Source organism: Streptomyces sp. NPDC027185 (assembly GCF_055567035.1).
On the sequence record NZ_JBVHRF010000007.1, the window covers coordinates 45,297 to 71,613 of the forward strand.

Genomic DNA, 26,317 nt, shown 5'->3' on the forward strand with positions numbered 1-26,317 from the left:
CGGTGAGGGGTCCGGTACGGGGTCGGGCCCCGGCGGGCGCGGGATCGGCGACGGTTCGGGACCGGGCGGCCCCGGCACGGGCCCCGGCGGCGGTTCGGGGACGGGACCGGGCGGCGGGCCGCCGGGCTCCGGGGCCGGGCCGTCCGGATCGGGCGGCGGGCCACCGGGGTCGGGCGGCAGCGGCACGGGCGGCTCCGGCACCGGCGCGGGGCCACCGGGGTCGGGCGGGGTGATCACGCCGGTCGTGGCGGGCCCGCACCGCCCGTGGCCCGGAACACCGGACGTCCTCCGGCCGCGGCCCCGGTACGGGATCGGTTGCGGCTGCACGGTGTGCCTTTCGCAGGGGGACGGGGACGCGCACCGAGGCGTGCCGCCACCCGCCGGGCGGGCTTCGCGGACATGCCTGCGGCCCCGTATCCGAGTCTGGCCCGTTCCCGGCCGCCCCGCACGCCCGGCGGAGGTGAGGGCGGGCCGGCGGGCGGAGCCGGAGCTGCCGGGGCCGTTCGTCCGGCCGAGCGGGGGCGGCGCGGTGGGCGTACGTCCGGCCGGAGCGGGCTCCTCACCGCGGCCCGCAGACCCGGGTCGGGGCGGGGGCCGGTGGGGGCGGGGCTCTCCCGGACCGGTGCCCGGCGGCCCGCTCCGTGCGTCCCGCCCGTCCGTCTACGGCTGCGGGTCCCGGGCGTCGTAGCGGGCGAAGGCGCGGCGGCCCAGGCCGAGGGCGGTGACGACCAGGACGCAGGCGAGGCCGCCGCCGATGACGGCGGTCGCCGGGGAGGAGAGGTCGGCGGCCGAACCGGCGAGGAAGTCGCCCAGGCGGGGGCCGCCCGCGACGACCACGATGAAGACGCCCTGGAGACGGCCGCGCATCCGGTCCGGGGTCGCGGCCTGGAGCATGGTGGAGCGGAAGACCATCGAGACGGTGTCGGCGCAGCCCGCGACGGCCAGGAAGAACAGGCCGAGCCAGAGGTTGCGGGCCAGCCCGAAGGCGGCGACGGCCGCGCCCCACGCGGCGACGGCCAGCAGGATCGCCAGCCCGTGGCGGCGGATGCCGCCGAGCCAGCCGGAGAACAGTCCGCCGAGGACGGCGCCGACGGCGGGCGCGGCGACCAGCAGCCCCACCGTCTTCGCGTCGCCCGCGAACCAGAGCACCGCGACGGCGGGGAAGAGCGCCCGCGGCTGCGCCAGCACCATCGCGGCGAGGTCGGCGAAGAACGTCATCCGCAGGTTGGGGCGGGTGGCGAGGAACCGCAGCCCGTCCAGGACGGAGGCGCGCCGCCGCGCACCGTCCGGGGCGTCGTCCGGCTCGGGCCGCATCGCGGGCAGCCGCCACATCGCGTACAGGGAGGCGCCGAAGGCGGCCACGTCGATGAGGTACGCGGCCTGGTAGCCCCACAGTCCGACGATGACGCCGCCCAGCATCGGGCCGCCCATGAGGCCGAGGTTGCTGGTCAGGGAGTTGAGGGCGTTGGCGGCCGGCAGCTGCTCGACGGGCAGCAGCCGCGGGATCATCGACGAACGGGCCGGGGAGTTCATCGCGAAACACACGGCCTGGAGCGCGACGACGCCGTAGAGCAGCGCCACATGGTGGCGGCCGGTGAGCGCGGCGGCGGCCAGGACGACGGAGAGGACGGTGGCGCCGGACGCGCTGTAGAGGCCGAGTTTGCGGCGGTCGACGGTGTCGGCGATGGCGCCGCCGTAGAGGCCGAAGACGACGAGCGGGACGAGGGAGCACAGGCCCACCAGGCCGACCGCGAAGGTGGAGCGGGTGAGGTCGTAGACCTGGAGGGAGACCGCGAGGGCGGTCATCTGCTGGCCCATCCAGGAGATCGTGTTGCCGCACCACAGCCGCCGGTAGTCCGGCGAGGTACGCAGCGGGGTGAGGTCGGCGAATATTCGCGAGCGCAGCGGCACGGGGTCCGTGGGGGATTTCGTTGCATCGGGCACGCGGAAGTAAAACACGGGCCCTTCGGGCTCCCCGGCGGCGGGCGGCGGGGCCGTTCTCCGGGCGGGGCGCTCCGTGGCGGCTTCCCCCGCGGGCGGGGCGGTCCCTCGGTGGCGCGGGTGCGTACGGCGGCCTTCCCCGCAGACCGGGTGACCGCCTCGGCCCGTCCTCGGTGCCGCACCGGCCCCTTCCGCACGGGCGGGCCGGGGCCGCGCCCGCCCGGACCGGGCCCGGCTCCCCCCGGGTGCCCGCCGGTGGCGGCCGTCCGCCGGGACCGGCTCAGCCGGGCGGCGCGCCCTCCGCCACGAGCCGGGCGACGCCGTCGAGCAGGGCCCGCAGACCCGTCTCGAAGAGACCGTCGAGCCGCAGGTCGTAGCCGTCCTCCCCGACCTCGTCGAGGAGCCGGGCGAGCGTCGGGTACGCGCCGGAGCCCAGCAGCGCGGCCATCGCGGGCTCCTGGGCGTCCAGCCACTCCTCGTCCGTCAGCCCGGTCTGCCCGGCGGCGTGCGCCTCGCGTTCGGCGTGGCCGGCCAGCCCCTGGATGTGGCTGTAGATCAGGGCGTTGAGGTCGAGGACGGTCGCGGCGTCCAGCCCGTGGCCGTCGAGGGCGGCGAGCATCCACTCCGAGTAGTCGAGCAGCCTGGGCAGCAGTTGGGGGCGGGTCAGCGGGCCGGTCTGGGCGAGCCACGGATGCGCCCGGTGCACCCGCCACAGGGCGCGGGCGCCCTCCTCCAGCCGGGTCCGCCACGGCGCCGGGGTGCGCGGAGGGTCCAGTTCGCCGAGGACGGTGTCGGTCATCAGCGCGACGAGTTCGTCCTTGCCCCGGACATGGCGGTACGGGGACATCGCGGAAACCCCGACGCGGGCGGCGAGCGCCCGCATCGAGAGGGCGGGGAGCCCTTCGGCGTCGGCGAGTTCGATGGCGGCGCGGACGAGCCGCTCCCGCCCGAGGTCCCCGGCGGGCGCGGTCTCCCGGGGCGGCACGGGCGCGGGGCGACGGGGCGCGGGCCGGGGCGCGACGACGGTCCCGGTGCGCCCCTCGGCGCGGATCAGGCCCTCCTGCCGCAGGACGGCGAGCGCCTTGGTGGCGGTGGCGAGGGCGACGCCGTGCTCCTGGGCGAGACGGCGGGTGGCCGGTACCCGGTCGCCGGGGGCCAGTTCGCCGCTCCCGATCCGGCGGCGCAGTGTGGCGGCGATCCTCAGGTACGGCGGGTCGGGGCGCTCGGCCACGTCCTGCTCCTTCCGTGTGCGGCGCGCCGCCCGGTACGGCCGCGCCCGCCGCAATCTTTCCGGAAAATCCACCCGGCCGCCGCTCCTGTACTAGCACAGAGACGACCTGCGACGACGACCGCGCCGGCACCGATGTCCTAGTACAGAAAGGAGAGTTGAGGGACGAAGGCGCAGTTCACGGAGGTGGCGGACAGCGCCGCGTACGCCGTACATTCTTCCTGCGTACACGGCGGTCCCGCCGCGTGCACCCGATGAAGGGGGAATCCCATGCCGTCCGTCCTGATCTCCGGAGCGAGTGTCGCCGGGCTCGCCGCCGCCCACTGGCTGCGCCGGACCGGCTGCGCGGTGACCGTCGTCGAGCGCGCCCCGGCGCCGCGGCCGGGCGGGCAGGCGGTGGACGTCCGCGGCGTCGCGCTCGATGTGCTGGAGCGCGGCGGGCAGTTGGCCGGGGCGCGGGAGCTGCGGACCACGATGCGCGGGATGTCGATGCTGGACGGCGCCGGCACCGAGCAGTGGCGTTCGACCGAGGAGACCTGGAGCGCCGGGCGGCTGGACGGCCCGGACATCGAAATCTTCCGCGACGACCTCACGGAGCTGCTGCACCTCCGCGCCCAGGACGGCGTGGAGTACCTCTTCGACGACTCCGCGACCGCCCTGGAGCAGGACCCGGACGGCGTACGGGTCGACTTCCTCAGCGGGCGCCGGCGCACGTTCGACCTGGTGGTGGGCGCGGACGGACTCCACTCGACGGTCCGGCGGCTGGCCTTCGGCCCGGAGGAGGCGTACGTCCGTCATCTGGGCGCGTACCTCGGCGTCTTCCGCACCGGCAACTTCCTCGGCCTGGAGGACTGGCAGGTGTGGCTGCGGGAGGGCGACGCGAGCCTGTGCGTCTACCCGGCGCGCGGCAACACCGAACTCCGCGCCCTCCTCGGCTTCCGCTCCGGCCCGCTCACCTACGACCGGCACGACACCGCCGCCCAGCAGGCGCTGCTCGCCGAGCGGTTGGGCCACCTGGGCGGGCCCGTCCCGCGACTGCTGGCGGCGATGCGGCAGGCGCCGGACTTCTTCTTCGACGCGATGGCGCAGATCCACATGGACCGCTGGTCGGCGGGGCGGGTGGTACTGATCGGCGACGCGGCACACTGTCCGTCCCCGCTCTCCGGCCAGGGCAGCAGCCTGGCGCTGGCCGGTGCGTACGTCCTCGCCGACGAGGTGGGCCGGGCCGGCGGCGACCACCGCGCCGCGTTCGCCGGGTACGAGCGGCGGATGCGCCCCTTCGTCACCCTCAACCAGGCCCTGGCCACGGAGAACATGGACGGCCCGGCCCCGGAGGAGGCCCTGTCACACGCCAAGAACGCGCTGCGGCTGGACGGTTGAGCCGGGGCCGGGCCCTGGCGCCGGGGCCCGGTCGCCGGGCGCCCTTCCCCGCCGAGCGGCGCGCGACCGGCCCTCCGGACGGGGCCCTACACGCCGTCCCCCAGCCCGTACACCCGCCGCGCGTTGCCCGCCGCGATCAGGGCGGCGACACGGGCGGCGTCCTCGTACGACCAGGCGCCGTGGTGTGTCCAGCCGTCGAGGACGGTGCGCAGCGCGGTGCGGAAGACGGCGCTGCCGACGGTGTACAGCTCGGGCAGTCCGTACGCGTCGGTGGAGAAGAGGAGCTTGCCGAACGGGGTCAGTTCCAGGAACTCGGCGAGCACGGCGGCGGCACCGGCGCCGGTGTGGCCGAGGGCGAGTCCGACGTCGGCGTAGACGTGCGGGTACACGGCCGCGAGGTAGGCGGCCTGGCGGTGGTACGGGTAGCAGTGCAGCAGGACGAGCGGGGTGCCGGTGTCGGCGGTGGCGCGGACGAAGTCGGTGAGCAGGGCCGGATCGGCGTGGTGCAGACGCAGGTCCCGGTCGCCGAAGCCGGTGTGGATCTGGAGCGGCAGCCCGGTGGCGACGGCGAGTTCGGTCAGATGGCGCAGCAGGACCGGGTCGGTGAGCCGGTCCTGGCCGGAGGCGAGCCAGGCACGGGCGGCGGTGCGCACCGCGTCCCGGTCCGGCGGACGGGCGGCCAGGGCGAGGCCGTGGCGGTAGGCGGCGACGGTCTTGAAGGCGACGGCGTGCGTGGCGGCGTCGCGTACCGCGCGGGCGAGGGCGCCGGTGAACTCCTCGGCCTCCCGGGCCCGTCGGGCGGTGCGCTCGGCGAGGTGTTCCAGGCGGACGACCTCGTGGCCGGTGCCGCCGCCGGACGCGGCGGTCTCGGCGGGGCCGGTGAGATCGCCGGGCAGCCCGGTGTCGACGAGGAAGCTGCCGATGCCCGCGGCGGTGAGCAGCCGGCGGCGGACCTCGTCGGGGCCGAGTTCGGCGCGGCGGGCGAGGTAGTCGGCGGGCGGACAGTGCGGCGGCAGGCCGAGGACCGGCGGGCACCAGCGGCGGACCGCGAATCCGGCCTGGGTGTCGAAGTAGCTGGTGCCCGGGGCGGCCGGGCGGTCGGATTCGGTGAGGAGCCCGGCGAACTCCTCGGCGTCCGGGTGGTGGCGGACCACACCGTGGCAGTGGTGGTCGACGAGCGGCGGCAGGCCGTCCGGCCCGGCGGCGGGCGTCACCAGCGCCACCGGGTCTCGGCGGCGATCTCCTCGTCGCCCTCGCCCGCGAACCGGGCGGCCTCCGCGCGGCGCACGGCGAGCACCGCGCCGTGCAGCACCTCCCCCATCGCCTCCCGCAGCGGCGCCGACTTCTCCAGCCGGTCGGCGGCGTCGGTGAGGGTGGCGGGGAGCCGGACGATGCCGCGGCGCCCGCGCTCGCGGACGCCAAGGACGCCGGGGTCGCCGCTGACCGGGTCGGGGAGGCGGGCGCCGGAGGCCGTTCCGTGCAGCCCGGCGGCGAGGACGGCGCCGACGACGAGGTAGGGGTTGGCGGCGGCGTCGAAGGGCTTCAGCTCGGCGTGGCCGCCGTCCGGGTCGTCGGGCGCGCCGGTGATCAGCCGGAGTGCGGCCTCGCGGTTCTCCACGCCCCAGCACTGGTAGACGCCCGCCCAGTGGGACGGCTGGAGGCGCAGATAGCTGGCGGGTGAGGGGCAGCCGAGGGCGAGGAGGGCGGGCAGCGCCTCCAGGGTGCCGCCGAGGAACGCCGCCGCGTCGGGCGCCAGTCCGTGGGCGCCGGCCGGGTCGCGGTGCAGGGAGCGGCCGTCGCGGTGGAGGCTGAGGTGGAGGTGGCAGCCGTTGCCGACCAGTCCGGCGACGACGGTGGGGGCGAAGGAGGCGCGCAGCCGGTGGCGGGCGGAGACCGCGCGGATCGTCTCGCGGACGAGGACGACGTCGTCGGCGGCGCGCACCGGGTCCGCGGCGGCGGTGGAGACCTCGAACTGGCCGGGCGCGTACTCCGGGTGGAGCTGGAGGACGTCGAGGCCCTGGACGGTGAGCGCCTCGGTGAGGTCGCGGAGGTAGTCGGAGAGTTCGACGACGCGGGTCATGCCGTAGGCGGGCCCGGCGCAGGGGAAGTCGAGCGGGGCGTCCGGGCCGTCGGCGGCGGCACCGGGCGCGGGGACGCGGGTGACGACCCATTCGGTCTCGAAGCCCATCCGCACCTCCAGGCCCTCTTGCGCCGCGCGGTCGGCCATCCGGCGGGCGAACTGCCGCTGGCAGGCGGGGTGCGGGGTGCCGAGCTGGTCGTAGCGGTCGGCGGGCGCCCAGGCCCAGCCGGGCTGGGCGGCGAGCGGGGTGACGCGGTCGAGGTCGGGGAAGAGCCGCAGGTCGCCGTCGGGGCCGCCGAGGTGGGCGGATTCGGTGATGGCGTCGTCGGAGGTGAAGACGTCGAAGACCGGGGACATGCCGACGCCGCGGTGGGCGGCCTGCTCCAGCCGGTGCGTGGGGACGGCCTTGACGCGGGTGATGCCCGCGTTGTCGACCCAGGTCAGGGCGGTGCTGCGGACCCCTTCGGCGTCCAGCCGCGCCGACAGTGCGCCGGCCTGTGCCAACTGTTGTGCCGACCGCGATTCCATGGTGCGTCCTTACGTCGCGTGTGCCGATGTCTCGGCGTCCGGTGCCCCGGGGCGCGGCGGTGGCGCCGTGCGCGGCCCGCGGGCGGTCCCGGCGCGCACGCCGCGCCGGTGCCGCGGGGCCGTACGGCCCTCCGGTCAGGGGCAGTTGAACTCGCACCATACGCACTTGCCGCCACCGCGCGGTTCCACTCCCCAGACGTCGGCCAGCCGGTCGACGAGGAGCAGACCGCGTCCGGAGACGCCGGATTCGCCCGGCTCGCGGCGCCGGGGCAGGTTGCTCGATTCGTCCTCGACCTCCAGCCGGAGCCGCCGTTCGGCGCTGTGCGGCATCTCGACGGTGATGACGGTGGACCCCTCGGTGTGCAGCAGGGCGTTGGTGATCAGCTCGTCGGCGACGAGTTCGATCTCCTCGGCGCGGTCGCCGGCGCCCCAGGCGCGGACGGCGGAGCGGACCATGTGGCGGGCGGCGCGCAGCCCTTCCGGGTCGGCGGGGGCGATCTGCCGCCGGACGCGGCCCGCGATGTCCTGCCGCGGATCGCCGAGGCGGCGCAGCAGCAGGAAGGCCATGTCGTCCTCGCCGGGGCTGCGGTCGGTCAGCGCCCAGAGCCGGTCGGCGAGCCGCTGTACGTCCTGCGGGCCGCGGCGGACCTCGGCGGCCAGCTCACGGATGCCGTCGCCGAGATCGGCGCCGGGCCGCTCCACGAGTCCGTCCGTGCAGAGCAGGAGCGTGTCACCCGGAGCGAGGTGCACCGTGGTGACGGGGTAATCCAGACGGGTGAACTCGGCGGAGATCCCGAGAGGCAGTCCGCCGGCGACGGGCAGCGGCCGGCAGAGCCCCTCGGCGTGCCGCAGCAGCGGGTCGATGTGCCCGGCGCGGACGAAGCGGGCGGAGCCGGTGCTGAGGTCGGCGTCGACGTAGACGCAGGTGGCGAAGCGGTCGGTGTCCAGTTCCTTGAGGAAGGCGGAGGCGCGGGCCATGACGGTGGCGGGGGCGTGGCCCTCGGCGGCGTAGGCGCGCAGCACGATGCGGAGCTGGCCCATGAGGGCGGCGGCCTGGGTGTCGTGGCCCTGGACGTCGCCGACGACGGCGGCGACGCGGCCGTGCGGCAGCGCGATAACGTCGTACCAGTCGCCGCCGATGTCGCGGCCGAGGCGGGCGGAGCGGTAGCGGACGGCGATCTGGGCGCCGGGGACGCCGGGGATGCGGCGCGGCAGCATCGCCCGCTGGAGTCCGGCGGCCAGTTCGTGTTCCTGGTCGTGGAGCATGGCGCGGGCCAGGCTCTGGGCGATGCCGGCGCCGAGGGCGACCATGAGGGCGCGTTCCTGCTCGTCGAAGGCCGATTCTCGCTGGAAGAAGATGCCGATGACGCCGATCGGGCGGCCCTGCGCGATGAGCGGGAGGTAGGCGGCGGAGCCCACGTCGAGCGGTTCGACGGCCGGCCAGATGCGGGGGTAGCAGGCGGCGAACTCGGCGCGGCTGCCGATGAAGCGCGGGGTGAGGGTGCGCACCACCTCGCTCATGGGGAATTCGTCGCCGACGCGGGTGAGCCCCAGCTCCGGGACGAAACTGCCGGCTTTGCCCTCGGAGACCAGGCGGATGTGTCCGGATTCGACGAGCCCGAGGATGACGTTCTCGGCGCGCAGGCGGTCCAGCCCCTGGTCGTCGGCGAGGACGGCGATGACGTCCTGGACGGTGCGGGCGTGGGCGAGGGCGGCGGTGGTGCGCTGGACGACGTCGGTGTGGCGGCGGCGCTCCTCGTCGGCGGCGATCCGTTCGGCGGCGTGGCGGTATTCGTCCTCGGCGTCGCGGACCACGCCGATGATGCGGCGGGGGCGGCCGGTCGCGTCGCGTCGGATGCTGCCCTGGCTGTGGACCCAGCGGAGCGTGCCGTCGCGGTGGCGGACGCGGTAGTAGGCGCCGTAGGCGTCGCTGCCGTCCTTCAGGGCGCGGGCGACGAGGGCGTCGAGGCGGGCCGCCTCGCCGGGCGGGACCCGGTCGGAGAGAGTGTCGGGCCGGCCGTCGTACGCCTCGGGGGGCATGTCGAAGAGGCGCAGCGCGGGCGGGTCCATGTGCAGCAGTCCCCGGTCGAGGTCCCAGTCGAAGCCGCCCATGCGGTTGAGGGCAAGGGTGAGGTCCGGGTGGGCGGGCCAGTCGTCCGGCACCGACACGGTGGGCCGTTTCGCTCCCCGGTCAGCCATGCCGCCACTCTCCCACAACCCCACGTATCAGGGCTTTTCGACCACCTCACGCACCTCTGTCACCCCACCGGCCCCACGCCCTGACTTTCGCATCAGTCAGTAAGCGCAACACGGAGAAATTACCTGTTCAGAGCAGGTTTAATGGAAGCATTCGGCAATCGTCGTTGCGATGGCCTCAACACGGCTGCTACGGTCCCGGACCATGACGGACGACCCCGCAGCCCGGGTGGCCGATGAGGCCGGGGCGCTCACGGAACGTGTCCGGCAGGCGATCGACGGGCTGGGATGCAGCCGCCGCGAGGTCGCCCGCCGGATCGTGATGGACCCCTCGAAACTCTCCCGGTCGCTGAGCGGCGCCCGCCGCTTCACCGTCGCCGAGATCGTCCGCATCGCCGACATCACCGGCGTCGACGCGGGCCGTCTGCTCGGCCCGGCGCAGCGCCCCGCGCCGCCGTCCGCGGCCGGTCCGGCGGCGGTGCCCGACGGCGGACGGCCGCTCCAGATCGTCCGCGAGACCGTCCGGCTCATCGCCGAGCACGGCTTCCACGGCGTACGGGTCGCCGACATCGCGGCGGCCTGCGGCACCAGCACCGCGGCCGTGCACTACCACTTCCCCGGCCGCGACGAGCTGCTGGAGGCCGCGGTGCGCTGGTGCATGGACGAGGACACCGCCCGCCGCGCCGCGGGGCTGGCCGCGGCGCCCGACGCCCGCGCCGAACTGCTGCATCTGATCGCCCTCCAGACGCCCCGCACCGACCAGCAGCGCCGCCAGTGGCTGGTCTGGCTGGACCTGTGGGCGCAGGCCGCCCGTTCCACCGCGATCGGCCGCCTCCACGAGCACTACTACCGGCAGTGGCGCACCACCGTCGCCGACGTGCTGCGCCGCGGCACGGCCCAGGGCGTCTTCCGCGACCTGGACCCGGAGTTCACCGCGCTGCGACTGACCGCCCTCATCGACGGCCTGGCCACCCAGGTCCTGGCCACCGCGCCGGACAGCACCGGCCCCGACACCATGCACGACGCCCTGCTCGCCTTCGTCGCGAGCGAGGTCACCGCGGACTGAGTCCGCGAAGCCCCTCCCCCGGCCGCCACCGCCCGGCGGCGGCTCGCCCCTGCCCGAAGGGAATCCCGTGAACAACGAGGTCATCATCACCTGCGCGCTGACCGGCGCGGGCGACACCGTCAGCCGCTCCCCGCACGTGCCGGTGACGCCGGAGCAGATCGCCGCCTCCGCCGTCGAGGCGGCCGCGGCGGGCGCCGCCGTCGTCCACATCCACGTCCGCGACCCCGGGACCGGCGCGCCCTCGCGCGATCCGAAGCTGTACGCGGAGACCGTCGCACGGATCAAGGACACCGGCACCGACGTCATCATCAACCTCACCGCCGGGATGGGCGGTGACCTCGTGCTCGACGCCGACCGGCCGCTGGAGAAGGGCCCGCTGCCCGGCACCGACCTGGTCGGCGGCCTGGCGCGGCTGCCGCACGTCGAGGATCTGCTCCCCGACATCTGCACCCTGGACTGCGGTTCCCTCAACTTCGGCGACGACCTCTACATCTCCACCCCCGAGATGCTGCGCAAGGGCGCCCGGCGCATCCAGGAGCTGGGCGTGCGGCCGGAGCTGGAGATCTTCGACACCGGTCAGCTGTGGTTCGCCAAGCAGCTGCTGGCCGAGGGGCTGCTCGACGACCCGACCGTCTTCCAGCTGTGCATGGGCATCCCGTGGGGCGCGCCCGCCGACCCCGGTGTGCTCCAGTCGATGGTGAACATGCTGCCCGAGGGCGCGCAGTGGGCCAGCTTCGCGCTGGGCCGGATGCAGATGCCGTGGGTGGCGCAGTCGATCCTGCTCGGCGGCAACGTCCGGGTCGGCCTGGAGGACAACCTCTACCTCGCCAAGGGCGTGAAGGCCACCAACGCCCAGCTCGTCGAACGGGCCGTGCAGATCACCGAGTTGCTGGGCGCCTCCGCCGCCACGCCCGACCAGGCCCGCGCCCGCCTCGGCCTGAAGCCCCGCGGCTGATCCGCCCCGTCGCCCGCAGCCGACCGCCCCACCGGAACACCTGGAGCCCCTCATGACCACCACTCCTCCCGCCCCCTGCGCCCCCGAGGACGTCCGCCGCGTCGCCTGCATCGGCGCGGGCGTCATCGGCGGCGGCTGGGTCGCCCACTTCCTCGCCCGCGGCTACGACGTGACCGCCTGGGACCCGGCGCCCGACGCCGAGGAGAAGCTGCGGCGCCTGGTCGCCGCCGCCTGGCCCGCCCTGGAGCAGATCGGTCTGGCCGAGGGCGCCTCGCCGGACCGGCTGACGGTCACCGCGACGCTCGCCGAGGCCGTCGCCGACGCGCAGTTCGTCCAGGAGAGCGCCCCGGAGAAGCTGGAGCTGAAGCGCTCCCTCCTCGCCGAGCTGGACGCCGCGACCCCGCCCGGCGTGGTCATCGCCTCGTCGACCTCCGGCTACCCGATGACCGACATGCAGACCGAGGCGGCCGACCCGGGCCGGCTCGTCGTCGGCCACCCGTTCAACCCGCCGTACCTGATCCCGCTGGTCGAGGTCGTCGGCGGGGAGAGCACCGCCGACGACGCCGTCGCCTGGTCGTCGCGCTTCTACGACGTGGCGGGCAAGTCCGTCATCACCATGGACCGCGAGCTGCCCGGTTTCATCGCCAACCGCCTCCAGGAGGCGCTGTGGCGCGAGGCGCTGCACATGGTCGCCAACGGTGAGGCGACGGTGGCGGACATCGACGACTCGATCACCGAGGGGCCGGGCCTGCGCTGGGCGTTCATGGGGCCCTGCCTGACCTTCGCGCTGGCCGGCGGTGAGGGCGGCATGGGCCACATGCTCGACCACTTCGGCCCGTCGCTGAAGTCGCCGTGGACCCGTCTGGAGGCCCCCGAGCTGGACCGGAAGCTGCGCGACGCGATGGTCGAGGGCTGCGAGGAGGCCGCCGGCGCGCGGACGTACGCGGATCTCGTCGCCGAGCGCGACCAGGGCGTCATCAACGTCCTGCGCGCCACCGGCCGCCTGGGGGGCACCGCCCGATGACGGCCGCGCTCCCCCTCTTCCGGCAGACCGTCCGGGACGAGTGGATCGACTACAACGGCCACCTCAGCGAGGCGTACTACGTCCTCGTCTTCGGCTTCGCGACGGACGCGCTGATGGCGCAGGCCGGGCTGGACGACGCCTACCGGAAGCGGTCGGGCTGCTCGCTGTACACGGTCGAGGCGCACGTCCGCTATCTCGACGAGGTGGCGCGCGGCAGCGAACTGGCCGTCCGCACCACGGTGTTGGGGGCGGACGCGAAGAAGGTCCGGTTCACGCACGAGATGTTCACGGGTGAGCCGGGCGACGCGCCGGTGGCAACGGAGGAGCTGTTCGCCCTCCACGTCGACCAGGGCACGGGCCGCTCCGCACCGCTGCCACAGACGGCGCAGCGGACCCTCGGCGGGCTCGTGGCGCCCGCCCCCGACTGGGCGGGACGCGGGATCCGCGCGGTCTGACGCTCCGCCGCCGGGGCCCTCGGAGGACACCCTCCCGGGGCCCCGGCGCATACGTACGCGCCCGGCGCAGGCACCCCCGCGTACGCCTCTCCGCCCGAAGTCCCGCCGCCACTAGGGGGTTTGAGGTGGCGACGCTCTCCACGGGAGGCAAGTAGGAAACTTTCCTAACAATGACGGGACGGCATCTTGACCCGTACATGACCCGGCGCCAGGATTCCTCGGGAACGGCTCCCCGCGCCGAACCAGGAGACGCACATGACGCCCACCCCCCGCGCCAAGAAGCCCCTCCACAAGAACCCCCGCATCGGCATCCCGGCGGCCGGCGCCGCCGCCCTCGCGCTCGCCGGCGGCGTGCTGATGTGGTCCCCCGCCGGACGCGCCGACGCCTCGCCGCACCGCGCGGCGGGCGGCTTCACCGTCGTCGCCGCAGGTGACATCGCCGAACAGTGCACCGCGGACAGCAGCGACTGCGAACACCCCAAGACCGCCGCACTGGTGAAGAAGATCAACCCGAAGTTCATCATGACGATGGGCGACAACCAGTACGACGACGCCCGCCTCAAGGACTTCACCCGCTACTACGACAAGACCTGGGGCGCCTTCAAGAACAAGACCCACCCCATCCCGGGCAACCACGAGACCTACGACCCGGACGGCGAGTTCAAGGGCTACAAGTCCTACTTCGGCAAGATCGCCTACCCCGAGGGCAAGCCGTACTACAGCTACGACGAGGGCAACTGGCACTTCATCGCCCTCGACACCAACAACCTCACCTCCGCCCAGCTGAAGTGGTTCAAGGCCGACCTCAAGGCCACCACCAAGAAGTGCGTCGCCACCTACTTCCACCACCCGCTCTTCTCCTCCGGCGAGCACGGCAACGACCCGGTCAGCCGCCCCGTGTGGAAGGCGCTCTACGACGCCAAGGCGGAGCTGGTCCTCAACGGCCACGACCACCACTACGAACGGTTCGCCCCGCAGAACCCGGACGGGAAGCGGGACGACAAGAACGGCATCGTCGAACTCCTCGGCGGCATGGGCGGCGCCCACCCGTACAAGATCGAGGAGGTGCAGCCCAACAGCGAGAAGCGGCTGACCGACACCTTCGGGGTGGTGAAACTCAACTTCACCGACGACGGGTACTCCTGGGACCTGATCGGCACCGACGGCAAGACCAAGGACAGCAGCCCGTCCTACACCTGCCACTGAGCGGCGAAGGCGGGCACCGGGCACCATGTATCTCGCGACCACGGACGCGGCCACCACGGCGACCAAGGTGACGCGGGGCCGCGTCGGCGGGCCGGTTCTGGCCCTCGGCGCGGTCAGCCTCGTCACCGACATCTCCTCGGAGATGGTCACCGCCGTGCTGCCGCTGTACTTCGTCATCCAACTGGGTCTCTCCCCCCTCCAGTTCGGCTTCCTCGACGGCCTCTACAACGGCGCCACCGCCCTCGTCCGGCTGCTCGGCGGGCACGCCGCCGACCGCGGCGGGCGCCACAAACTCGTCGCCGGCTGGGGCTACGCCCTCTCCGCGCTCTCCCGCCTGGGACTGCTGCTCTCCGGCGGCGCCACCCTCGGCATCGGCGCCTCCCTCGCCGCCGACCGCCTCGGCAAGGGTGTGCGTACCGCCCCCCGCGACGCGCTGATCTCGCTCAGCGCCCCGCCGGACGCGCTCGGCCGCGCCTTCGGCGTGCACCGCGCGATGGACACCACCGGCGCGCTGCTCGGCCCGCTCGCCGCGTTCGCGCTGCTGTGGGCCACCGCCGACGCCTACGACGCGGTCTTCGTCGTCAGCTTCTGCGTGGGGCTGCTGGGCGTGCTGATGCTCGTCGTCCTCGTCCCGGACCGCGCGGCGGCGCCCGTGCCGCAGCGGCCCGCCGCGCCCCGGCAGCGGGCCGCGCTGCTGGCCCCGCTGCGCGACGCGGCGTTCCGGCGGATCTTCGCCGCCGCCGCGCTGCTGGGCGCCGCCACCATCGGCGACTCGTTCCTCTACCTGCTGCTGCAACGGCGGCTGGAGTTCGCGGTCAGCTGGTTCCCGCTGCTGCCGCTGGGCGCCGCGGCGGTCTATCTGCTGCTGGCGGTGCCCGCCGGACGGCTCGGCGACCGCATCGGCCGCCGGGTGCCGTTCCTCATCGGCCACGCCGCCCTTCTCGGCGGTTACGTCCTGATGCTGACGACCGGCGCCGGACTCCCGCTGCTCGCCGCCGTCCTGCTGCTCCTGGGCGTCTTCTACGCGGCGACCGACGGCGTCCTGATGGCGCTCGCCGGACCGGTCCTGGCGGCCGAACGCCGGGCGAGCGGTATGGCGTTGCTCCAGACCGGCCAGGCGCTGTGCCGGCTGCTGGCGGCCGCCGGCTTCGGCGCCGCCTGGACGCTGTGGGGCACCCGCCCGGCCCTGGTCGCCGCGGTCACCGCGCTGGCCGTGGCCCTGCTCGCCGCCGCCCTCCTCCTCCCCCGCACGGAAAGGCACCTCACCCCCGCATGAATCCACCGCCACGTCCGCCCCGGGCCACCGGGCCCGACGCCTGTGCCGGCTCCGACGGGGGCCCGCGGGAGAAGAACGGGAGCCCGGCGTCCCGCACACCGGATGCCGGACCGAGTGCCGTACCGGACGGGGCGGCGCCGGAAGGCCGGGGAACAAAGGACCGCGCGCCGGAAGCTCAGGTGCCCACAGGCCATACGCCGCAGGGCCCAACGCCCGCGGACCGGGACCCTGAACGCCCGGAACCCGCAGGTCAGGCAGGGGAAGGCCGTACGCGGGAAGAGCCGGCTCCGCAAGGGCGGGCGCCGGAACTCCCTGCGCCCGGCGGCCCGGAGGCCGAGGCCCCCGCCCCGGAGGACCGGCCGGCCGGGGACCGGCAGCCGGACGCCACCTCCCCCGGCGTCCGGCCCGCCCCCGCAGGGGCGGCGGCCCGGTTCTCCGCGCTGCCGTTGCGGACGCGCGTCCTCGCGCTGACCGTCACCGGCGCGCTGCTGGCCGGGATCGCCGTGGCGTACACCGTGGGCGCGGCCCGCCGGGCCGAACCGGCCGACCCCGTCTCGGCGTTCGGCCTCGACCACGGGCAGCTGTACTTCCGTTCCACCGGCGCCGGCGAGGGCCGCGTCGCCCGGCTGCCCGCCACCGGCCGCACCGGCGTGGCCCCCGCCGCCGACCGCGAGCCGCACCGCACCACCGGCGGCCCGCGCTGCGACCGCTTCTACGCCGCGGCCGGCACCGGGCTCTGCCTCCAGCAGCGTCCCGGCATCCCGCCACGCTCGTACGCCGTCGTCCTCGACAAGAACCTGCGCGAGAAGCGCCGCATCGGGCTGACCGGCATCCCCAACCGGGCGCGGGTCTCGGCGTCCGGCCGGATGCTGTCCTGGACGATGTTCGCCACCGGCGACTCCTACGCCACGACGTCCTTCTCCACCCGCACGTCGATCCTCGACACCCGCACCGGCTACCTGATCAAGAACATGGAGGGCGTCCCCCTCACCCTCGGCGGCCGCCGCTACCACGCCCCCGACGTCAACTACTGGGGCGTCACCTTCGCCCGCGACGACAACACCTTCTACGCGACGGTCTCCACCGCGGGCAAGACCTACCTGGTAAAGGGTGACCTGCGCAAATGGCGGGCCCGCACCCTCCGCGAGAACGTCGAGTGCCCCTCGCTCTCCCCCGACAACACCCGTCTCGCGTTCAAGAAACGGGTCCGCGAGGGCGCCCGCGACCCGTGGCGGCTGTACGTCCTGGACCTGCGCACGTTCAAGGAACACCCGGTCGCCGAGACCCGCAGCGTCGACGACCAGGCCGCCTGGCTGGACAACTCCACCCTCGCCTACGCGCTGCCCGGCGAGGAGACCGGCTCCAGCGACATCTGGACCGCCCCCGCCGACGGCCACGGCACCCCCGCCCTCCGCGTCCCCGACGCCTCCTCCCCGGCCCGGCTCCCCTGACCCGGACACGTACCGCCCGCCTCCCCGACGCACAATCGAAGGGTGAGTGACACCGAGAGGGACACCCCCGGCACGCCGCCCCCCGCCCCCGCCGAGGGCGGCGACCCGGCCTGCTGGCTCGACCAGGTCTGCGAGATCTGCGGCCGCATCGACGACCGCCCGCGCACCGCCGACGGCGGCTGCCGCTTCTGCGCCGAGGAGGCGTCGACAGCGACGCCGGACCCTGACCACCCGGACGGCCCAGGCGCCGGGGCCGGCGCGAGCGGCGGACCGGGAACGCCCGGAACCGATGCCGCCGGCCCGGAAGCCGTCACGCCGGAAACCGGTCCCGGGCCCGGCGGTTCCGTATCCGCCGGCCCGCCCCCGGCGTCCCGCTCCCCCCGGCGGCGGGACCGGGACGCCGAGGGCCGGGCCCGTAACGCGCGGCCGCGGGACGGGCTCGGGCGGCCGCTGCCGTACGGCGCCCCGGGCGTGGCCCGTCAGCCCGAAGGCGTCGTCCGCACACCGGACGCGACCCTGACCGAGGCGCAGCGGCTGCTCGACGCCGGTATGCCGTTCCACGCGCACGAGGTGCTGGAGGACGCGTGGAAGACCGCCCCGGAGCCGGAACGGGCGCTCTGGCGCGGCCTGGCACAGCTCGCCGTCGGCCTCACCCACGCGGCCCGCGCCAACACGACCGGCGCCGTCGCCCTCCTCGACCGCGGCGCGGCGGCCCTCACCCCGTACGCGGAGGCCGCCCCCTACGGCATCGACGTCCCGGCGCTGACCACCTGGGCCCGCGCCCTGACCACCCGGCTGCTCGACCACCCGGCGGCACCGGTCCCGGCAGCCGGCTTTGCACCTCGGCTACGCGCCTGAACCACGCCCGGACGGCCGGGTCACAGGCGGGCGGGGCAACGGCCGGGACCGCGGCCAAGCTCGGCAACGCCCCCGCGCCCGGCGCCCCGCCGCGTCGGCCCCGTCACCGCCCCCGAGGGCCGCCCGTTCCGTCCGTCCGGCGGCGGGTGTGCTGCCGGCGGGCGAGTGCCGCGCCCATCGCCAGGATCGCGGCGCCGACCCCGCCGCCCCACAGCGCGAGCGCGTCCCGCCACGGCGAGTTGCCCTCCGCGTCGGTGCGGGTGGTGTGTCCGGCGGGCTCCACCGCGGGGCCCTGCGCCACGGCGCGGGTCATCGAACTGATCGGCTCCGCGGTGCCGACGCTCTCAAAACCCCAGTCCAGCAGCGCGGCGGCCTCCTTGTAGACGCCGTTGGCCTCGCCGGACCGCGGATTCATGACCGTCACCAGCAGGGTGTGGCCGCCCCGCCGGGCCGCGGCGATCAAGGTGTTCCCGGCGTGGGTGGTGTAGCCGTTCTTGACCCCGATGATCCCCGGGTAGCGGGGCATCCCGTTCGCGCCGGACAGCAGCCGGTTGGTGTTCTCGATCCGCGTGACGCCCTGGGGCGTCGGGAAGTCGGCCCGCGCGGTGGAGCAGTAGCGCGCGAAGTCCGCGTCGGCGAGCCCCGCGCGGGCGAAGACCGTCAGGTCGTACGCGGACGACACCTGGCCCGGCGCGTCGTAACCGTCCGGGGACTTCACGGTCGTGTCCTCGGCGCCGAGCGCCCGCGCCTTCGCCTGCATCTCGCGGGCGGTCTTCTCCCAGCCGCCGTTCATCGAGGCCAGAACGTGTACGGCGTCGTTGCCCGACCGCAGGAACACCCCGCGCCACAGGTCGGCCACCGAGTAACTGCCCCCCTCCTCGACACCGACGACGCTGCTGCCGGAGCCGACACCGTCGAGTTCGGCGGGCTCGACCCGGTGCACCGTGTCCGCCGCGAACTTCGGCAGCGCGGTGACCGCGAAGAGCGTCTTGAGCGTGCTGGCCGGCGGCAGCTTGCGGTGCAGGTCCTTCGCGGCCAGGACGCTGCCGGAGTCGGCGTCGGTGACCGCCCACGACAGGGCGGAGAGGTTCTTCGGCAGTTCGGGCACTCCGGGTGCGTCGGCCACCTGCACCCCGGCGGCGACCGGGGCGGGGCGGCGGTGCGCGTCGGCCGCGAGGGCCGGGGCCGGTATGCAGGCCGACGAGACGCCGATGACGACGAGCACCGCCAGTGCACCGGCCTTCCGGGACAGGAACGCATCGAGTGACATGACGATCACGCTAGGGAGATGCCGCGCACCTCGCAGGGCGGCTGGGCCAGTCGGACGACAAGGGCGGTCCGCACCCGCGCGCCTCCACACAGAACGACCCGCCCGGTGCGACGGGGGATGCACACCGGGCGGGTCTCAACACCTTTCTACCGCATCGCTGAACACTTATGCCTCGGAAAGCGTGTTCCTCGGCGGCTCACCACGTCACAGGCAATGAGATCAGGCCACGCGCGCGCAGCGTCCGGCGGTGGGTGAGCCGCTCGCGCGGGACGTCCAGCCGGAGCCCGGGGAACCGTTCGAGGAGCGCGCCCAGCGCCACCGACGTCTCCATCCGGGCCAGCGGCGCTCCCAGGCAGTAGTGGATGCCGTGGCCGAGGGCGAGGTGGCCGGAGAGGTCGCGGGCGAGGTCCAGGCGGTCCGGGGCGGGGAAACGGGCCTCGTCGCGGTTGGCGGAGGCGACGGAGAGCAGGACGCAGTCACCCGCCGGGACGCGGACACCGCCGATGTCCAGGTCCTCGCGGGCGAAGCGCCGGATGGCGAGCGGGGCCGGTGGATCGAACCGCATGAACTCCTCCACGGCGTTCGGCAGTTCGGCCGGATTCCGGCGCAGTGCGCGCAGCTGTTCGGGGTGGTCGAGCAGGGCGAGTACGGCATTGCCGACGAGATGGACGGTGTTCTCGTATCCGGCGAAGAGGATGAGGAAGGCGAGAGAGGTCAGTTCGTCCTCGGAAAGCCGGTCGCCACCGGGTGCGGAACCGTTCGGGGCGGCACCGTCCGCCGCGCCGCCGTGCGGGGCGGTGCCGTCCGCCGTGGTGCCGTCCGGTGCGTCGCGTACGGCGATGAGTTCGGAGAGCAGGTCGTCGCCGGGGTGGGCGCGCTTGGTGGCGATGAGGCCGGTGAAGTAGGCCAGCATCTGGCCGACGGTCTGCTTCATCAGCTCCGGGCGGGACGGGTCGGGGGTGATCAACCGGTCGGTCCAGGCGCGGAAGTCGTGCCGGTCGGCGTCGGGCACACCGAGCAGGTCGCAGATGACGACGATCGGGAGGTGGCCCGCGTAGTCGGCGATGAGGTCGGCCCGTCCGGCCGGTTCGACGGCGTCGAGGAGGCTCTCCGCGACGCGGCGTACGGCGGGGCGCAGCGCTTCGACGCGCCCCGGGGTGAAGGCGCGGACGACCAGGCGACGCACCCGGGTGTGGTCCGGCGGATCCATGTTGAGGAGGTTGGCGTCGAGCGCAGGGGGCAGGGCGAAGCCGCGGTAACCGCCGGGCGTGGCATGGCGTTTGTCGAGCGAGAGCCGCGGGTCGGCGAGCCCGGCGCGGACGTCGTCGTAGCGGGTGACGAGCCAGGCGGGCTGTCCGTCCGGTCCGGTGATGTGGTGGACGGGGCCGCTCGTGCGCAGCGCGGCGTACGCGGTGTGCGGATCGTCGAGGAGAGGCGTCACATCGAGGGGGGCTGCGGGGCCGGTCTCGGCGGTGTTCTGCATGGTGTCCGACTCTAGGTGGTGGCGAACCGCCGTACGGGCCGGGGCCGGTGGCGTGCGACAGGTGAGCGAGGAACGGGACCGGCCGCGCGGGCACCCGGTGGCGGGGCGCGGGCGCCGTGCGTATCCCGGGACGGTAATTCCCTTACGGGCGGGGCGGGTGGTGTCCGGGCGGACGGGACGGCCGGGGCGGAACGGCGGGCGGCTCCGGGGGCCGGGGCATCACGGCCTCCCGGTGCGCGGTGCGGCGGTGGCTCCCCTTGGCGGGAAGGGGCTTTCCGGGCAGGACGGCATCTGGACCCCCGTGGTCGCAAGCTCGACGGCCGCCGCGGCGGTGCGCCTGTGCGCGGGGCCGGCGGGCGGAGCGGTGCGCCGGGGCACCGCCGGGATCAGTACAGCCCGGCCCCGCGCGGGCGGCAAGGTTTTTCCGGGGCTGACATCAGAAAGGGTGTACGCACCCAAGGGGGCGTCGCGGAAGAGGAGTTGGAGGGCTGCCGGGAGGCGGCAGCGGCTCGCTTTCCGTGGCCGCACGGGTGCGGACACCGCAATGGCGAATCGCGGCGGGGCCGCGGTGCTTCCCGCCGCCGCGGGCGGCGCCTTCCGTCCTCGCGGGACGGAGACAGGCGCCGCCCGTGGCGGCGGTGGTGCGGGCGGCCCGGACCCCCGTACCGGGCCACCCCGTCGGTGTGCCGCCGGTCAGCGGCGGGCCTCCGTGCCGCGTTGGCGCAGCTCGGTGAGGACGGTGTCGATCAGCGGTGAGTGGTAGACGTCGGCGACGAGGGCGAGGTGTTCGTACTCGGCGGCGAGCAGGTCGTCCGTACCGGCGTTGCTCACCACGACGGTCTCGGCGCTGTGCGGCGGCACATGGCCCACCGCGCGGTTCTCCAGGCCGCGGCGGAGCGCGGCGGCCTCGGCGACGGCGGCGCGCTGGCGCTCGTCCGGCACCACGGCGCGGGCGCGTTCCCCGGCGATGTCGAGGGTGTCGGACTCGACGTGGCGGCGCAGCGAGCGCTGGACGTCGCGGATCTCGGCCATCCGGCGGTTGGCCCGCCACTCCAGGTCGGCGAAGGGCCACCGTCCGGGCCAGGATTCCTGTTCCATCGTGACCTCCGGGCTCTGCTCGGTGACCTGCCGCCACAGCGGCGTGAGGCGGCGCAGGCGGCGCCAGGCCGTCACCCGGGGCCCGGCGGCGGGGAGGGCGAAACCGGCGAGGACGAGGAGCGCCGCGACCGAGGCGCTGAGCGGGGCGACGCCGTTGGAGAGCCAGGGCGCGGGGCGGCCGGCCCAGGAGAGGGCGAAGCCGAGGAGTTTCGCGGCGCAGTAGACCAGGCCGAGGCGGCACCCGGCGGACAGCACCCGCAGGCCCCGGGTGAGCCAGGACGTGCCGAGGGTGGCGGCGTAGCGCAGGCAGAGGATGCCCAGGGCGGCCAGGCTGGCGCCGAAGACGGCCAGGTAGAGGCCGAGGAAGACCATCACGCCGGGGGCGTCGGTGTAGGCGGTGCTGAAGTCGCGGGGGTGCTCGACGGCGTCGGGGCGGCCGACGGCGAAGCCGGTGACGGCCACCGCCCACAGCACCGCGACGACGGCGACGGTGGCGCGGGCCCGGGTGCGGGCGCGGCGGCGGGCGGCCTCACCCTCGCCCGCCGCCCAGCGGGCGAGCATCACCTGCGCGCCGACGGCGAAGACCATGACGGCGGAGTAGAGGAAGACCATCGCGAGGTTGGCGACGCCCAGCAGGCGGTCGAAGCCGCGGTAGAGGCTGGGTGCGGAGAAGAGGAAGACGGTGGCGACGCCGCCGGTCATCACGCAGGCCAGGCCCAGGTCGGCGTTGGCGCGGTCGCGGAGCCAGGCGGTGGTCTTGTAGCCGACGATCGTCCAGGCGACGGCGGCGAAGCTGAGGTAGACGATGTCGAAGAGGTCAGGCACGCAGGTCACCGCCGTCGTCGCGGGCGGGGCCGGCCGGTCCGGAGCCGGGCTCCGCCGCGCCGGTGGCCGGGCCGGATCCCGCGCCGTCGGAGGGCCGTCCGGGGCCGTCCCCGGCGCCGTCCGGGCCGTGCGGTGCGTTCGCGCGGCGGAGGTGCTGGAGGGCGGGGCCGAGGGCGGCGGCGAGTTCGGCGGCGCGGCCGTGGGGCGGGGGCGCGGGCTCCTGCGCGGGCGGGGCGAGGCGTTCCATCAGGAGGGTGCCCAGCACCTCCGTCTCGCGTTCGGCGGGGTTGTCGTAGCCGTGGTGGCGGGCGAGTCCGGGGGTCAGGCCCATGCGGCGCAGGGCGGTCGCCGCGTCGACGGAGGGGGTCCAGACCCGCAGGGCGTCCTCGGTGAGGGAGGGGTCCCGGTCGTGGCCGAGGAGGAGGTGGCCGAGTTCGTGCAGCACGATGTGGGCCTGGTGCCAGGGGGAGGTGCGGCTCTCGTAGAAGACCCAGTAGGCGTCGTCGGTGACGGCGGTCATGCCGGAGGCGGCGCCGTCGAGGCTCATCGGCACCAGGTGGACGGGGGCTCCCACGCGTGCGCCGACGAGGTCGCACAGGCCCCGCAGATCGACCGTCGCGGGCAGCGCCAGCTCCTTGACGAGCCGCTTGCACCGCCTGCGTATCCGCCCCACTCGCATGGTCATCCCGTCGTCGTGCGCCCGCCGCCAGGTGGCGAAGAGCCGTTCCGGTCGGTCGGTCCGCGGCAGATCAACTGTCATCGCCGCCGCCTCTGCCCGGCAGGTCCATCTGGCGGCGGAACTGGTCGATGATGGTGGTCAGGCTCTCCTGGACGTCCGGTGGCAGGCCCACCGAGCGCAGCGCGATGGCGCGGACCCGCTGGTCGCGCATGGCGGCGAGGAAGCGGACCTCCTCCTCCACCCGTTCCGCCTGCGGCTGCGAGAGGTCGCCCAGGAGGTAGCCGGCGGGGACGCCGAAGAACTTCGCGAGCGCGCGCAGCACTTCGGGCGAGGGGTTGGTCCGCCGGCCGTTGCGCAGCATGGAGAGGTACTGCTCGGTCAGGCGCACCCCGCCGTACTGTGCCGCGTCGCCGCTGATCTCCTCGGCGACATGGGCGTTGGTGTACGGCGCGCCGGGCGGGTGCATGTGCGTGAAGAGGCGGCCCAGCCGGTCGGCGAGGGTGCCGGTGTCCTGCCGTGCCGCGTCGTGGCCCGCGCCGCCCGGCGTGTCCTTCCGCTCCACGTTCTCCGTGTTCCCGCATTCCGTGCTCTTGGTGTGGTCCGCAGCCATGCCGCCGCCTTTCCCCCGTGTCCGTTCCGTGGCGGGGGCGGCGCGCGCCGTCGCCCGGCCCGTGCGCGGCCCTTCTCCACGGGCCCAACGGCGAGTTAAGTCCGCCGCCGGAGCTCCCGGGCACATCCTGTCACGACCCGATCACCCGAGGCCAGTGGGTGGGGGCACGGAAGGCAGAAATACCGGTGTCTCGTAGGGGATTGATCTCTGCCGCCGCCGGTGGGTACGGTCCTCTCGCGCCACCGCTCCTCTCCTTAACGGGGAGTTGAGCCGCCGCTCCCCCCGGGGCGGAGAGCCGGGCGCCGCGGTGGAGTGCGAGGCGTCGCCGCCCCCGGAGATCCCCCCGTCCGGGGGTACCCAGTAGGGGGTGCCCGCGCCGTTGCGGGGCGGGTTTCATGACGGGCAGTCGCCGCGGCAGATCTGCCGTCCGGCGCCGGCCGGCGTCCCTTCGTGAGTCCTGTCCGGCCCTCCCCGCTTCCCCCGCCTGACGGAGAGGACCTGCCCGTGTTGTCCCCTGCCTTCGTACGCCCCGCCCGGCCCGCGCCCGTCGATCGTGTCCTTCTGCCGGCCCGCGCCGCACACCGCAGCGGGGGTGCCGCGTGCCCGGCATGACGCTGAACGTGTACCGGATCGACCCCGAGACGTCCGCCAGGACCGAAGTCCGTTACGTGGACGTGCCGTTGGGGGCAAACCCGCCGCATCCCGCGGTCAGCGCCGCGTTCCCGCCGTGCCGGTGCGCGCGCTGTCCCCGGGAGCCCCGGCCGGCGACCTCGCTCCGCGGCGCGCCCCGCCGCTGACCCCCATGACAGCCCCGCGGCAACCCTCACGGCCGCGTCCCGGGACGTTCCTCCCCCGTCCGGGCCGCGCCGCTGCCGCGGGGCCTTCCCGTCGGCCGCCCCGGAAGGCGGCCGGCCAGGAGGGGGCGGGCCCGGGAGTTGCCCCGACTCCGCCCTGCGGGCCAGCCCCCTCCGCCCTCCCCCGACCCCGGACGCACCGGACGGCCCCGCCGTCCGGTGCGTCCTGCTGTTCCGGCCGGTGCGCGGCATTCCCCCATCACCCTCCCGTTAACAGCGAGTTGATGGTTCGTTACGCCGGAACTGATCTACGCCCCGGACTCTGGTCCGCGTGCAACCACTACGGCAGAGCAGCCCAGGAGCGGACACCGTCCACGGTGTCCTGCGGCGACGCGCCCGGAGCCGTCCGGACCGTCCCTTCCTCTCCTTCCTGGACGAGTCCGGTGCGGTCACGACGATCACTTACGGGGAGATGGACCGCCGCGCCGAGCGGATGGCCGATCTCCTGGCCGACCGGGGCATCGGGCCCGGCGACCGTTTCCACGTCCATCTGACCAACCGCCCCGAGTTCTTCGACGCGTGGTTCGGCGCGGCGAAGGCGGGCGCCGTGATGGTCCCCACCAATCCCCTCTCGACCGCCGACGAGCTGGCCCACGTCCTGGCGCACGCCGAGTGCCGGCTGAGCCTGACCCAGCCGGAACTGCTCACCACCGCGCAGGTCGCCGCGATCGACTCGCCCCGCTGCGAGCAGTTGCTGGTGGTGGGCACCCCGGCGCTGGACCGCGCGCTCGCCACCGTCCCGGCGCGACCGGCGCGCCCCGGAGCCGGACCGGCCACACCGCTGGGGGTGCTGTACACCTCCGGCACCACCGGCCGGCCCAAGGGCGTCGTCGTACCGCACGCGGCGTATCTGCACTCCGGCGAGGTCGTGGCCCGGCAGCTGCGGCTGCGGCGGGAGGACCGGCAGCTGATCGTGCTGCCGATGTTCCACGGCAACGCGCAGTTCTACTCCGCGATGTCCGCGCTGGTCTCCGGGGCGTCGATCGCCCTGGCCCCGCGGTTCAGCGCCTCGCGCTGGTCGGAGCAGGCGGCGCGGCTGGGCGCGACGGTGGCGAGCCTGTTCGCCGCGCCGGTCCGGATGATCCTGGCGCAGCGCCCGGCACCGCACGACGCCGCGCACCGGCTGCGGGCGGTGCTCTTCGCGCAGAACCTCACCGACGCCCAACTGGTGGAGTTCGAGGCCCGGTTCCGGGTGCCGCTGCTGCAGCTGTACGGGATGACCGAGACCGTCGCGCCGCCGCTGATGAACCCGCTGCACGGGCGGCGCCGTAACCAGAGCATGGGCCGCCCGGTGGCCGGGGCACGGCTGCGGGTCGTCGACGAGCGGCTGCGCGACGTCCCGCGCGGCGGGACCGGTGAGCTGCTGGTGGGCGGTGTGCCGGGGCGCACGCTGATGGCCGGTTATCTGCGGGATCCGGACGCGACCGCCGCGGCGCTGGGCGGCGGCTGGCTGCGTACCGGGGATCACGTCCGGGTGGACGCCGACGGGTTCGTCCACTTCGTGGACCGCGGCAAGGACGTCATCAAGCGGGCGGGCGAGAACGTGTCGTCGAGCGAGGTCGAGCGGGTCGTCAACGCGCACCCGGCGGTCTTCGACTCGGCGGTCGTCGGGATCCCGGACCCGATCCGGGACGAGACGGTGAAGGTCTTCGTCGTTCCGAACGGTCAACACGCTCTGACGGAAAGCGAGTTGATCGAGTGGTGTACGGCCCGGCTGGCGCCGTTCAAGGTTCCGGGGTGTGTGGAGGTCGTCGAAGGACTGCCGCGCACCTCGGTAGGCAAGATCCGCAAAGCTCTGCTTCGCGGTAGCTGAGCCCGGTGCGGGCGGTGACGACGCCCGCACCGGTGGATATC

20 protein-coding genes are annotated in these 26,317 nt (G+C 74.8%); 10 read left to right on the plus strand and 10 right to left on the minus strand.

Annotated features, from left to right (window positions below):
• Positions 1–660: 660 nt before the first annotated feature.
• Positions 661–1,944 carry an MFS transporter gene (locus ACZ4M8_RS22825; RefSeq protein WP_467610098.1) on the minus strand — a complete coding sequence of 428 codons (1,284 nt, stop codon included), beginning with the start codon at positions 1,942–1,944 and terminating at the stop codon, positions 661–663.
• A gap of 277 nt (positions 1,945–2,221) precedes the next feature.
• Positions 2,222–3,172, minus strand: a complete 951-nt coding sequence (locus ACZ4M8_RS22830) for a TetR/AcrR family transcriptional regulator C-terminal domain-containing protein (RefSeq protein ID WP_467610101.1) — start codon at positions 3,170–3,172, stop codon at positions 2,222–2,224.
• A gap of 267 nt (positions 3,173–3,439) precedes the next feature.
• On the opposite strand from ACZ4M8_RS22830, the gene ACZ4M8_RS22835 reads away from it, so the two are divergent.
• Positions 3,440–4,549: an FAD-dependent monooxygenase gene (locus tag ACZ4M8_RS22835; RefSeq protein WP_467610104.1), complete on the plus strand. Its 1,110-nt coding sequence runs from the start codon at positions 3,440–3,442 to the stop codon at positions 4,547–4,549.
• An 86-nt stretch (positions 4,550–4,635) separates the two neighbouring features.
• Here the strand turns inward: ACZ4M8_RS22835 and ACZ4M8_RS22840 are convergent, their stop codons facing one another.
• From ACZ4M8_RS22840 to ACZ4M8_RS22850, 3 genes are all read right to left on the minus strand, one after another.
• Complete coding sequence (locus ACZ4M8_RS22840; RefSeq protein WP_467610106.1) at positions 4,636–5,763, minus strand: amidohydrolase family protein; 1,128 nt, start codon at positions 5,761–5,763, stop codon at positions 4,636–4,638.
• A complete protein-coding gene (locus ACZ4M8_RS22845; protein WP_467610108.1) occupies positions 5,760–7,157 on the minus strand; it encodes a type I glutamate--ammonia ligase in 1,398 nt (465 codons plus the stop codon). The genes ACZ4M8_RS22840 and ACZ4M8_RS22845 overlap by 4 nt, the downstream gene beginning before the upstream one ends.
• 135 nt (positions 7,158–7,292) lie before the next feature.
• Entirely contained in the window at positions 7,293–9,356 is a 2,064-nt protein-coding gene (locus ACZ4M8_RS22850; protein WP_467610110.1) for a SpoIIE family protein phosphatase, read from the minus strand.
• Positions 9,357–9,558: 202 nt separating this feature from the next.
• On the opposite strand from ACZ4M8_RS22850, the gene ACZ4M8_RS22855 reads away from it, so the two are divergent.
• The 8 genes from ACZ4M8_RS22855 to ACZ4M8_RS22890 all read left to right on the plus strand — a co-directional run bounded on the left by ACZ4M8_RS22855 (position 9,559) and on the right by ACZ4M8_RS22890 (position 17,644).
• Entirely contained in the window at positions 9,559–10,419 is an 861-nt protein-coding gene (locus ACZ4M8_RS22855; protein WP_467610112.1) for a TetR/AcrR family transcriptional regulator, read from the plus strand.
• 67 nt (positions 10,420–10,486) lie between these two features.
• A complete protein-coding gene (locus tag ACZ4M8_RS22860) occupies positions 10,487–11,374 on the plus strand; it encodes a beta-keto acid cleavage family enzyme (RefSeq protein WP_467610114.1) in 888 nt (295 codons plus the stop codon).
• 52 nt (positions 11,375–11,426) lie between these two features.
• Positions 11,427–12,398, plus strand: coding sequence for a 3-hydroxyacyl-CoA dehydrogenase NAD-binding domain-containing protein (locus tag ACZ4M8_RS22865; RefSeq protein WP_467610115.1), 972 nt, complete (start codon positions 11,427–11,429; stop codon positions 12,396–12,398).
• Positions 12,395–12,853, plus strand: coding sequence for a thioesterase family protein (locus tag ACZ4M8_RS22870; protein WP_467610118.1), 459 nt, complete (start codon positions 12,395–12,397; stop codon positions 12,851–12,853). The genes ACZ4M8_RS22865 and ACZ4M8_RS22870 overlap by 4 nt, the downstream gene beginning before the upstream one ends.
• A 255-nt stretch (positions 12,854–13,108) precedes the next feature.
• Positions 13,109–14,059, plus strand: a complete 951-nt coding sequence (locus tag ACZ4M8_RS22875; RefSeq protein WP_467610119.1) for a metallophosphoesterase family protein — start codon at positions 13,109–13,111, stop codon at positions 14,057–14,059.
• A 25-nt stretch (positions 14,060–14,084) separates the two neighbouring features.
• Complete coding sequence (locus ACZ4M8_RS22880) at positions 14,085–15,335, plus strand: MFS transporter (RefSeq protein ID WP_467610121.1); 1,251 nt, start codon at positions 14,085–14,087, stop codon at positions 15,333–15,335.
• Positions 15,336–15,781: 446 nt separating this feature from the next.
• The gene (locus tag ACZ4M8_RS22885; protein WP_467610122.1) at positions 15,782–16,786 is read left to right on the plus strand and encodes a TolB-like translocation protein; all 1,005 of its coding nucleotides are present in this window, start codon (positions 15,782–15,784) and stop codon (positions 16,784–16,786) included.
• A 42-nt stretch (positions 16,787–16,828) separates the two neighbouring features.
• Positions 16,829–17,644, plus strand: a complete 816-nt coding sequence (locus tag ACZ4M8_RS22890; protein ID WP_467610124.1) for a DUF309 domain-containing protein — start codon at positions 16,829–16,831, stop codon at positions 17,642–17,644.
• Positions 17,645–17,747: 103 nt separating this feature from the next.
• Here ACZ4M8_RS22890 and ACZ4M8_RS22895 read toward each other — a convergent pair whose 3' ends face one another.
• The 5 genes from ACZ4M8_RS22895 to ACZ4M8_RS22915 all read right to left on the minus strand — a co-directional run bounded on the left by ACZ4M8_RS22895 (position 17,748) and on the right by ACZ4M8_RS22915 (position 23,609).
• A complete protein-coding gene (locus tag ACZ4M8_RS22895; protein ID WP_467610126.1) occupies positions 17,748–18,914 on the minus strand; it encodes a D-alanyl-D-alanine carboxypeptidase family protein in 1,167 nt (388 codons plus the stop codon).
• Between the two features lie 196 nt (positions 18,915–19,110).
• Positions 19,111–20,397 (minus strand): cytochrome P450 family protein, encoded by a 1,287-nt coding sequence (locus ACZ4M8_RS22900; protein ID WP_467610129.1) that lies wholly within the window; start codon positions 20,395–20,397, stop codon positions 19,111–19,113.
• A gap of 693 nt (positions 20,398–21,090) precedes the next feature.
• Positions 21,091–22,320: an MAB_1171c family putative transporter gene (locus ACZ4M8_RS22905; RefSeq protein ID WP_467610131.1), complete on the minus strand. Its 1,230-nt coding sequence runs from the start codon at positions 22,318–22,320 to the stop codon at positions 21,091–21,093.
• On the minus strand, positions 22,313–23,080 hold the full coding sequence (locus tag ACZ4M8_RS22910; protein WP_467610134.1) for a hypothetical protein: 768 nt from the start codon (positions 23,078–23,080) through the stop codon (positions 22,313–22,315). The genes ACZ4M8_RS22905 and ACZ4M8_RS22910 overlap by 8 nt, the downstream gene beginning before the upstream one ends.
• Positions 23,070–23,609: a helix-turn-helix domain-containing protein gene (locus ACZ4M8_RS22915; RefSeq protein WP_467610136.1), complete on the minus strand. Its 540-nt coding sequence runs from the start codon at positions 23,607–23,609 to the stop codon at positions 23,070–23,072. Before ACZ4M8_RS22915 ends, ACZ4M8_RS22910 begins: the two co-directional genes overlap by 11 nt.
• A 1,125-nt stretch (positions 23,610–24,734) precedes the next feature.
• Between ACZ4M8_RS22915 and ACZ4M8_RS22920 the strand changes: the two genes are divergently transcribed.
• Positions 24,735–26,276: an AMP-binding protein gene (locus ACZ4M8_RS22920; RefSeq protein WP_467610138.1), complete on the plus strand. Its 1,542-nt coding sequence runs from the start codon at positions 24,735–24,737 to the stop codon at positions 26,274–26,276.
• The last annotated feature ends 41 nt before the right edge of the window (positions 26,277–26,317 follow it).

Excerpts from the sequence above, each read along its gene's own strand:
- ACZ4M8_RS22835 (WP_467610104.1), top strand. The coding sequence starts at position 3,440 with ATGCCGTCCGTCCTGATCTCCGGAGCGAGTGTCGCCGGGCTCGCCGCC.
- ACZ4M8_RS22845 (WP_467610108.1), bottom strand. The coding sequence starts at position 7,157 with ATGGAATCGCGGTCGGCACAACAGTTGGCACAGGCCGGCGCACTGTCG.
- ACZ4M8_RS22850 (WP_467610110.1), bottom strand. The coding sequence starts at position 9,356 with ATGGCTGACCGGGGAGCGAAACGGCCCACCGTGTCGGTGCCGGACGAC.
- ACZ4M8_RS22855 (WP_467610112.1), top strand. The coding sequence starts at position 9,559 with ATGACGGACGACCCCGCAGCCCGGGTGGCCGATGAGGCCGGGGCGCTC.
- ACZ4M8_RS22865 (WP_467610115.1), top strand. The coding sequence starts at position 11,427 with ATGACCACCACTCCTCCCGCCCCCTGCGCCCCCGAGGACGTCCGCCGC.
- ACZ4M8_RS22870 (WP_467610118.1), top strand. The coding sequence starts at position 12,395 with ATGACGGCCGCGCTCCCCCTCTTCCGGCAGACCGTCCGGGACGAGTGG.
- ACZ4M8_RS22875 (WP_467610119.1), top strand. The coding sequence starts at position 13,109 with ATGACGCCCACCCCCCGCGCCAAGAAGCCCCTCCACAAGAACCCCCGC.
- ACZ4M8_RS22880 (WP_467610121.1), top strand. The coding sequence starts at position 14,085 with ATGTATCTCGCGACCACGGACGCGGCCACCACGGCGACCAAGGTGACG.
- ACZ4M8_RS22895 (WP_467610126.1), bottom strand. The coding sequence starts at position 18,914 with ATGTCACTCGATGCGTTCCTGTCCCGGAAGGCCGGTGCACTGGCGGTG.
- ACZ4M8_RS22900 (WP_467610129.1), bottom strand. The coding sequence starts at position 20,397 with ATGCAGAACACCGCCGAGACCGGCCCCGCAGCCCCCCTCGATGTGACG.
- ACZ4M8_RS22910 (WP_467610134.1), bottom strand. The coding sequence starts at position 23,080 with ATGACAGTTGATCTGCCGCGGACCGACCGACCGGAACGGCTCTTCGCC.
- ACZ4M8_RS22915 (WP_467610136.1), bottom strand. The coding sequence starts at position 23,609 with ATGGCTGCGGACCACACCAAGAGCACGGAATGCGGGAACACGGAGAAC.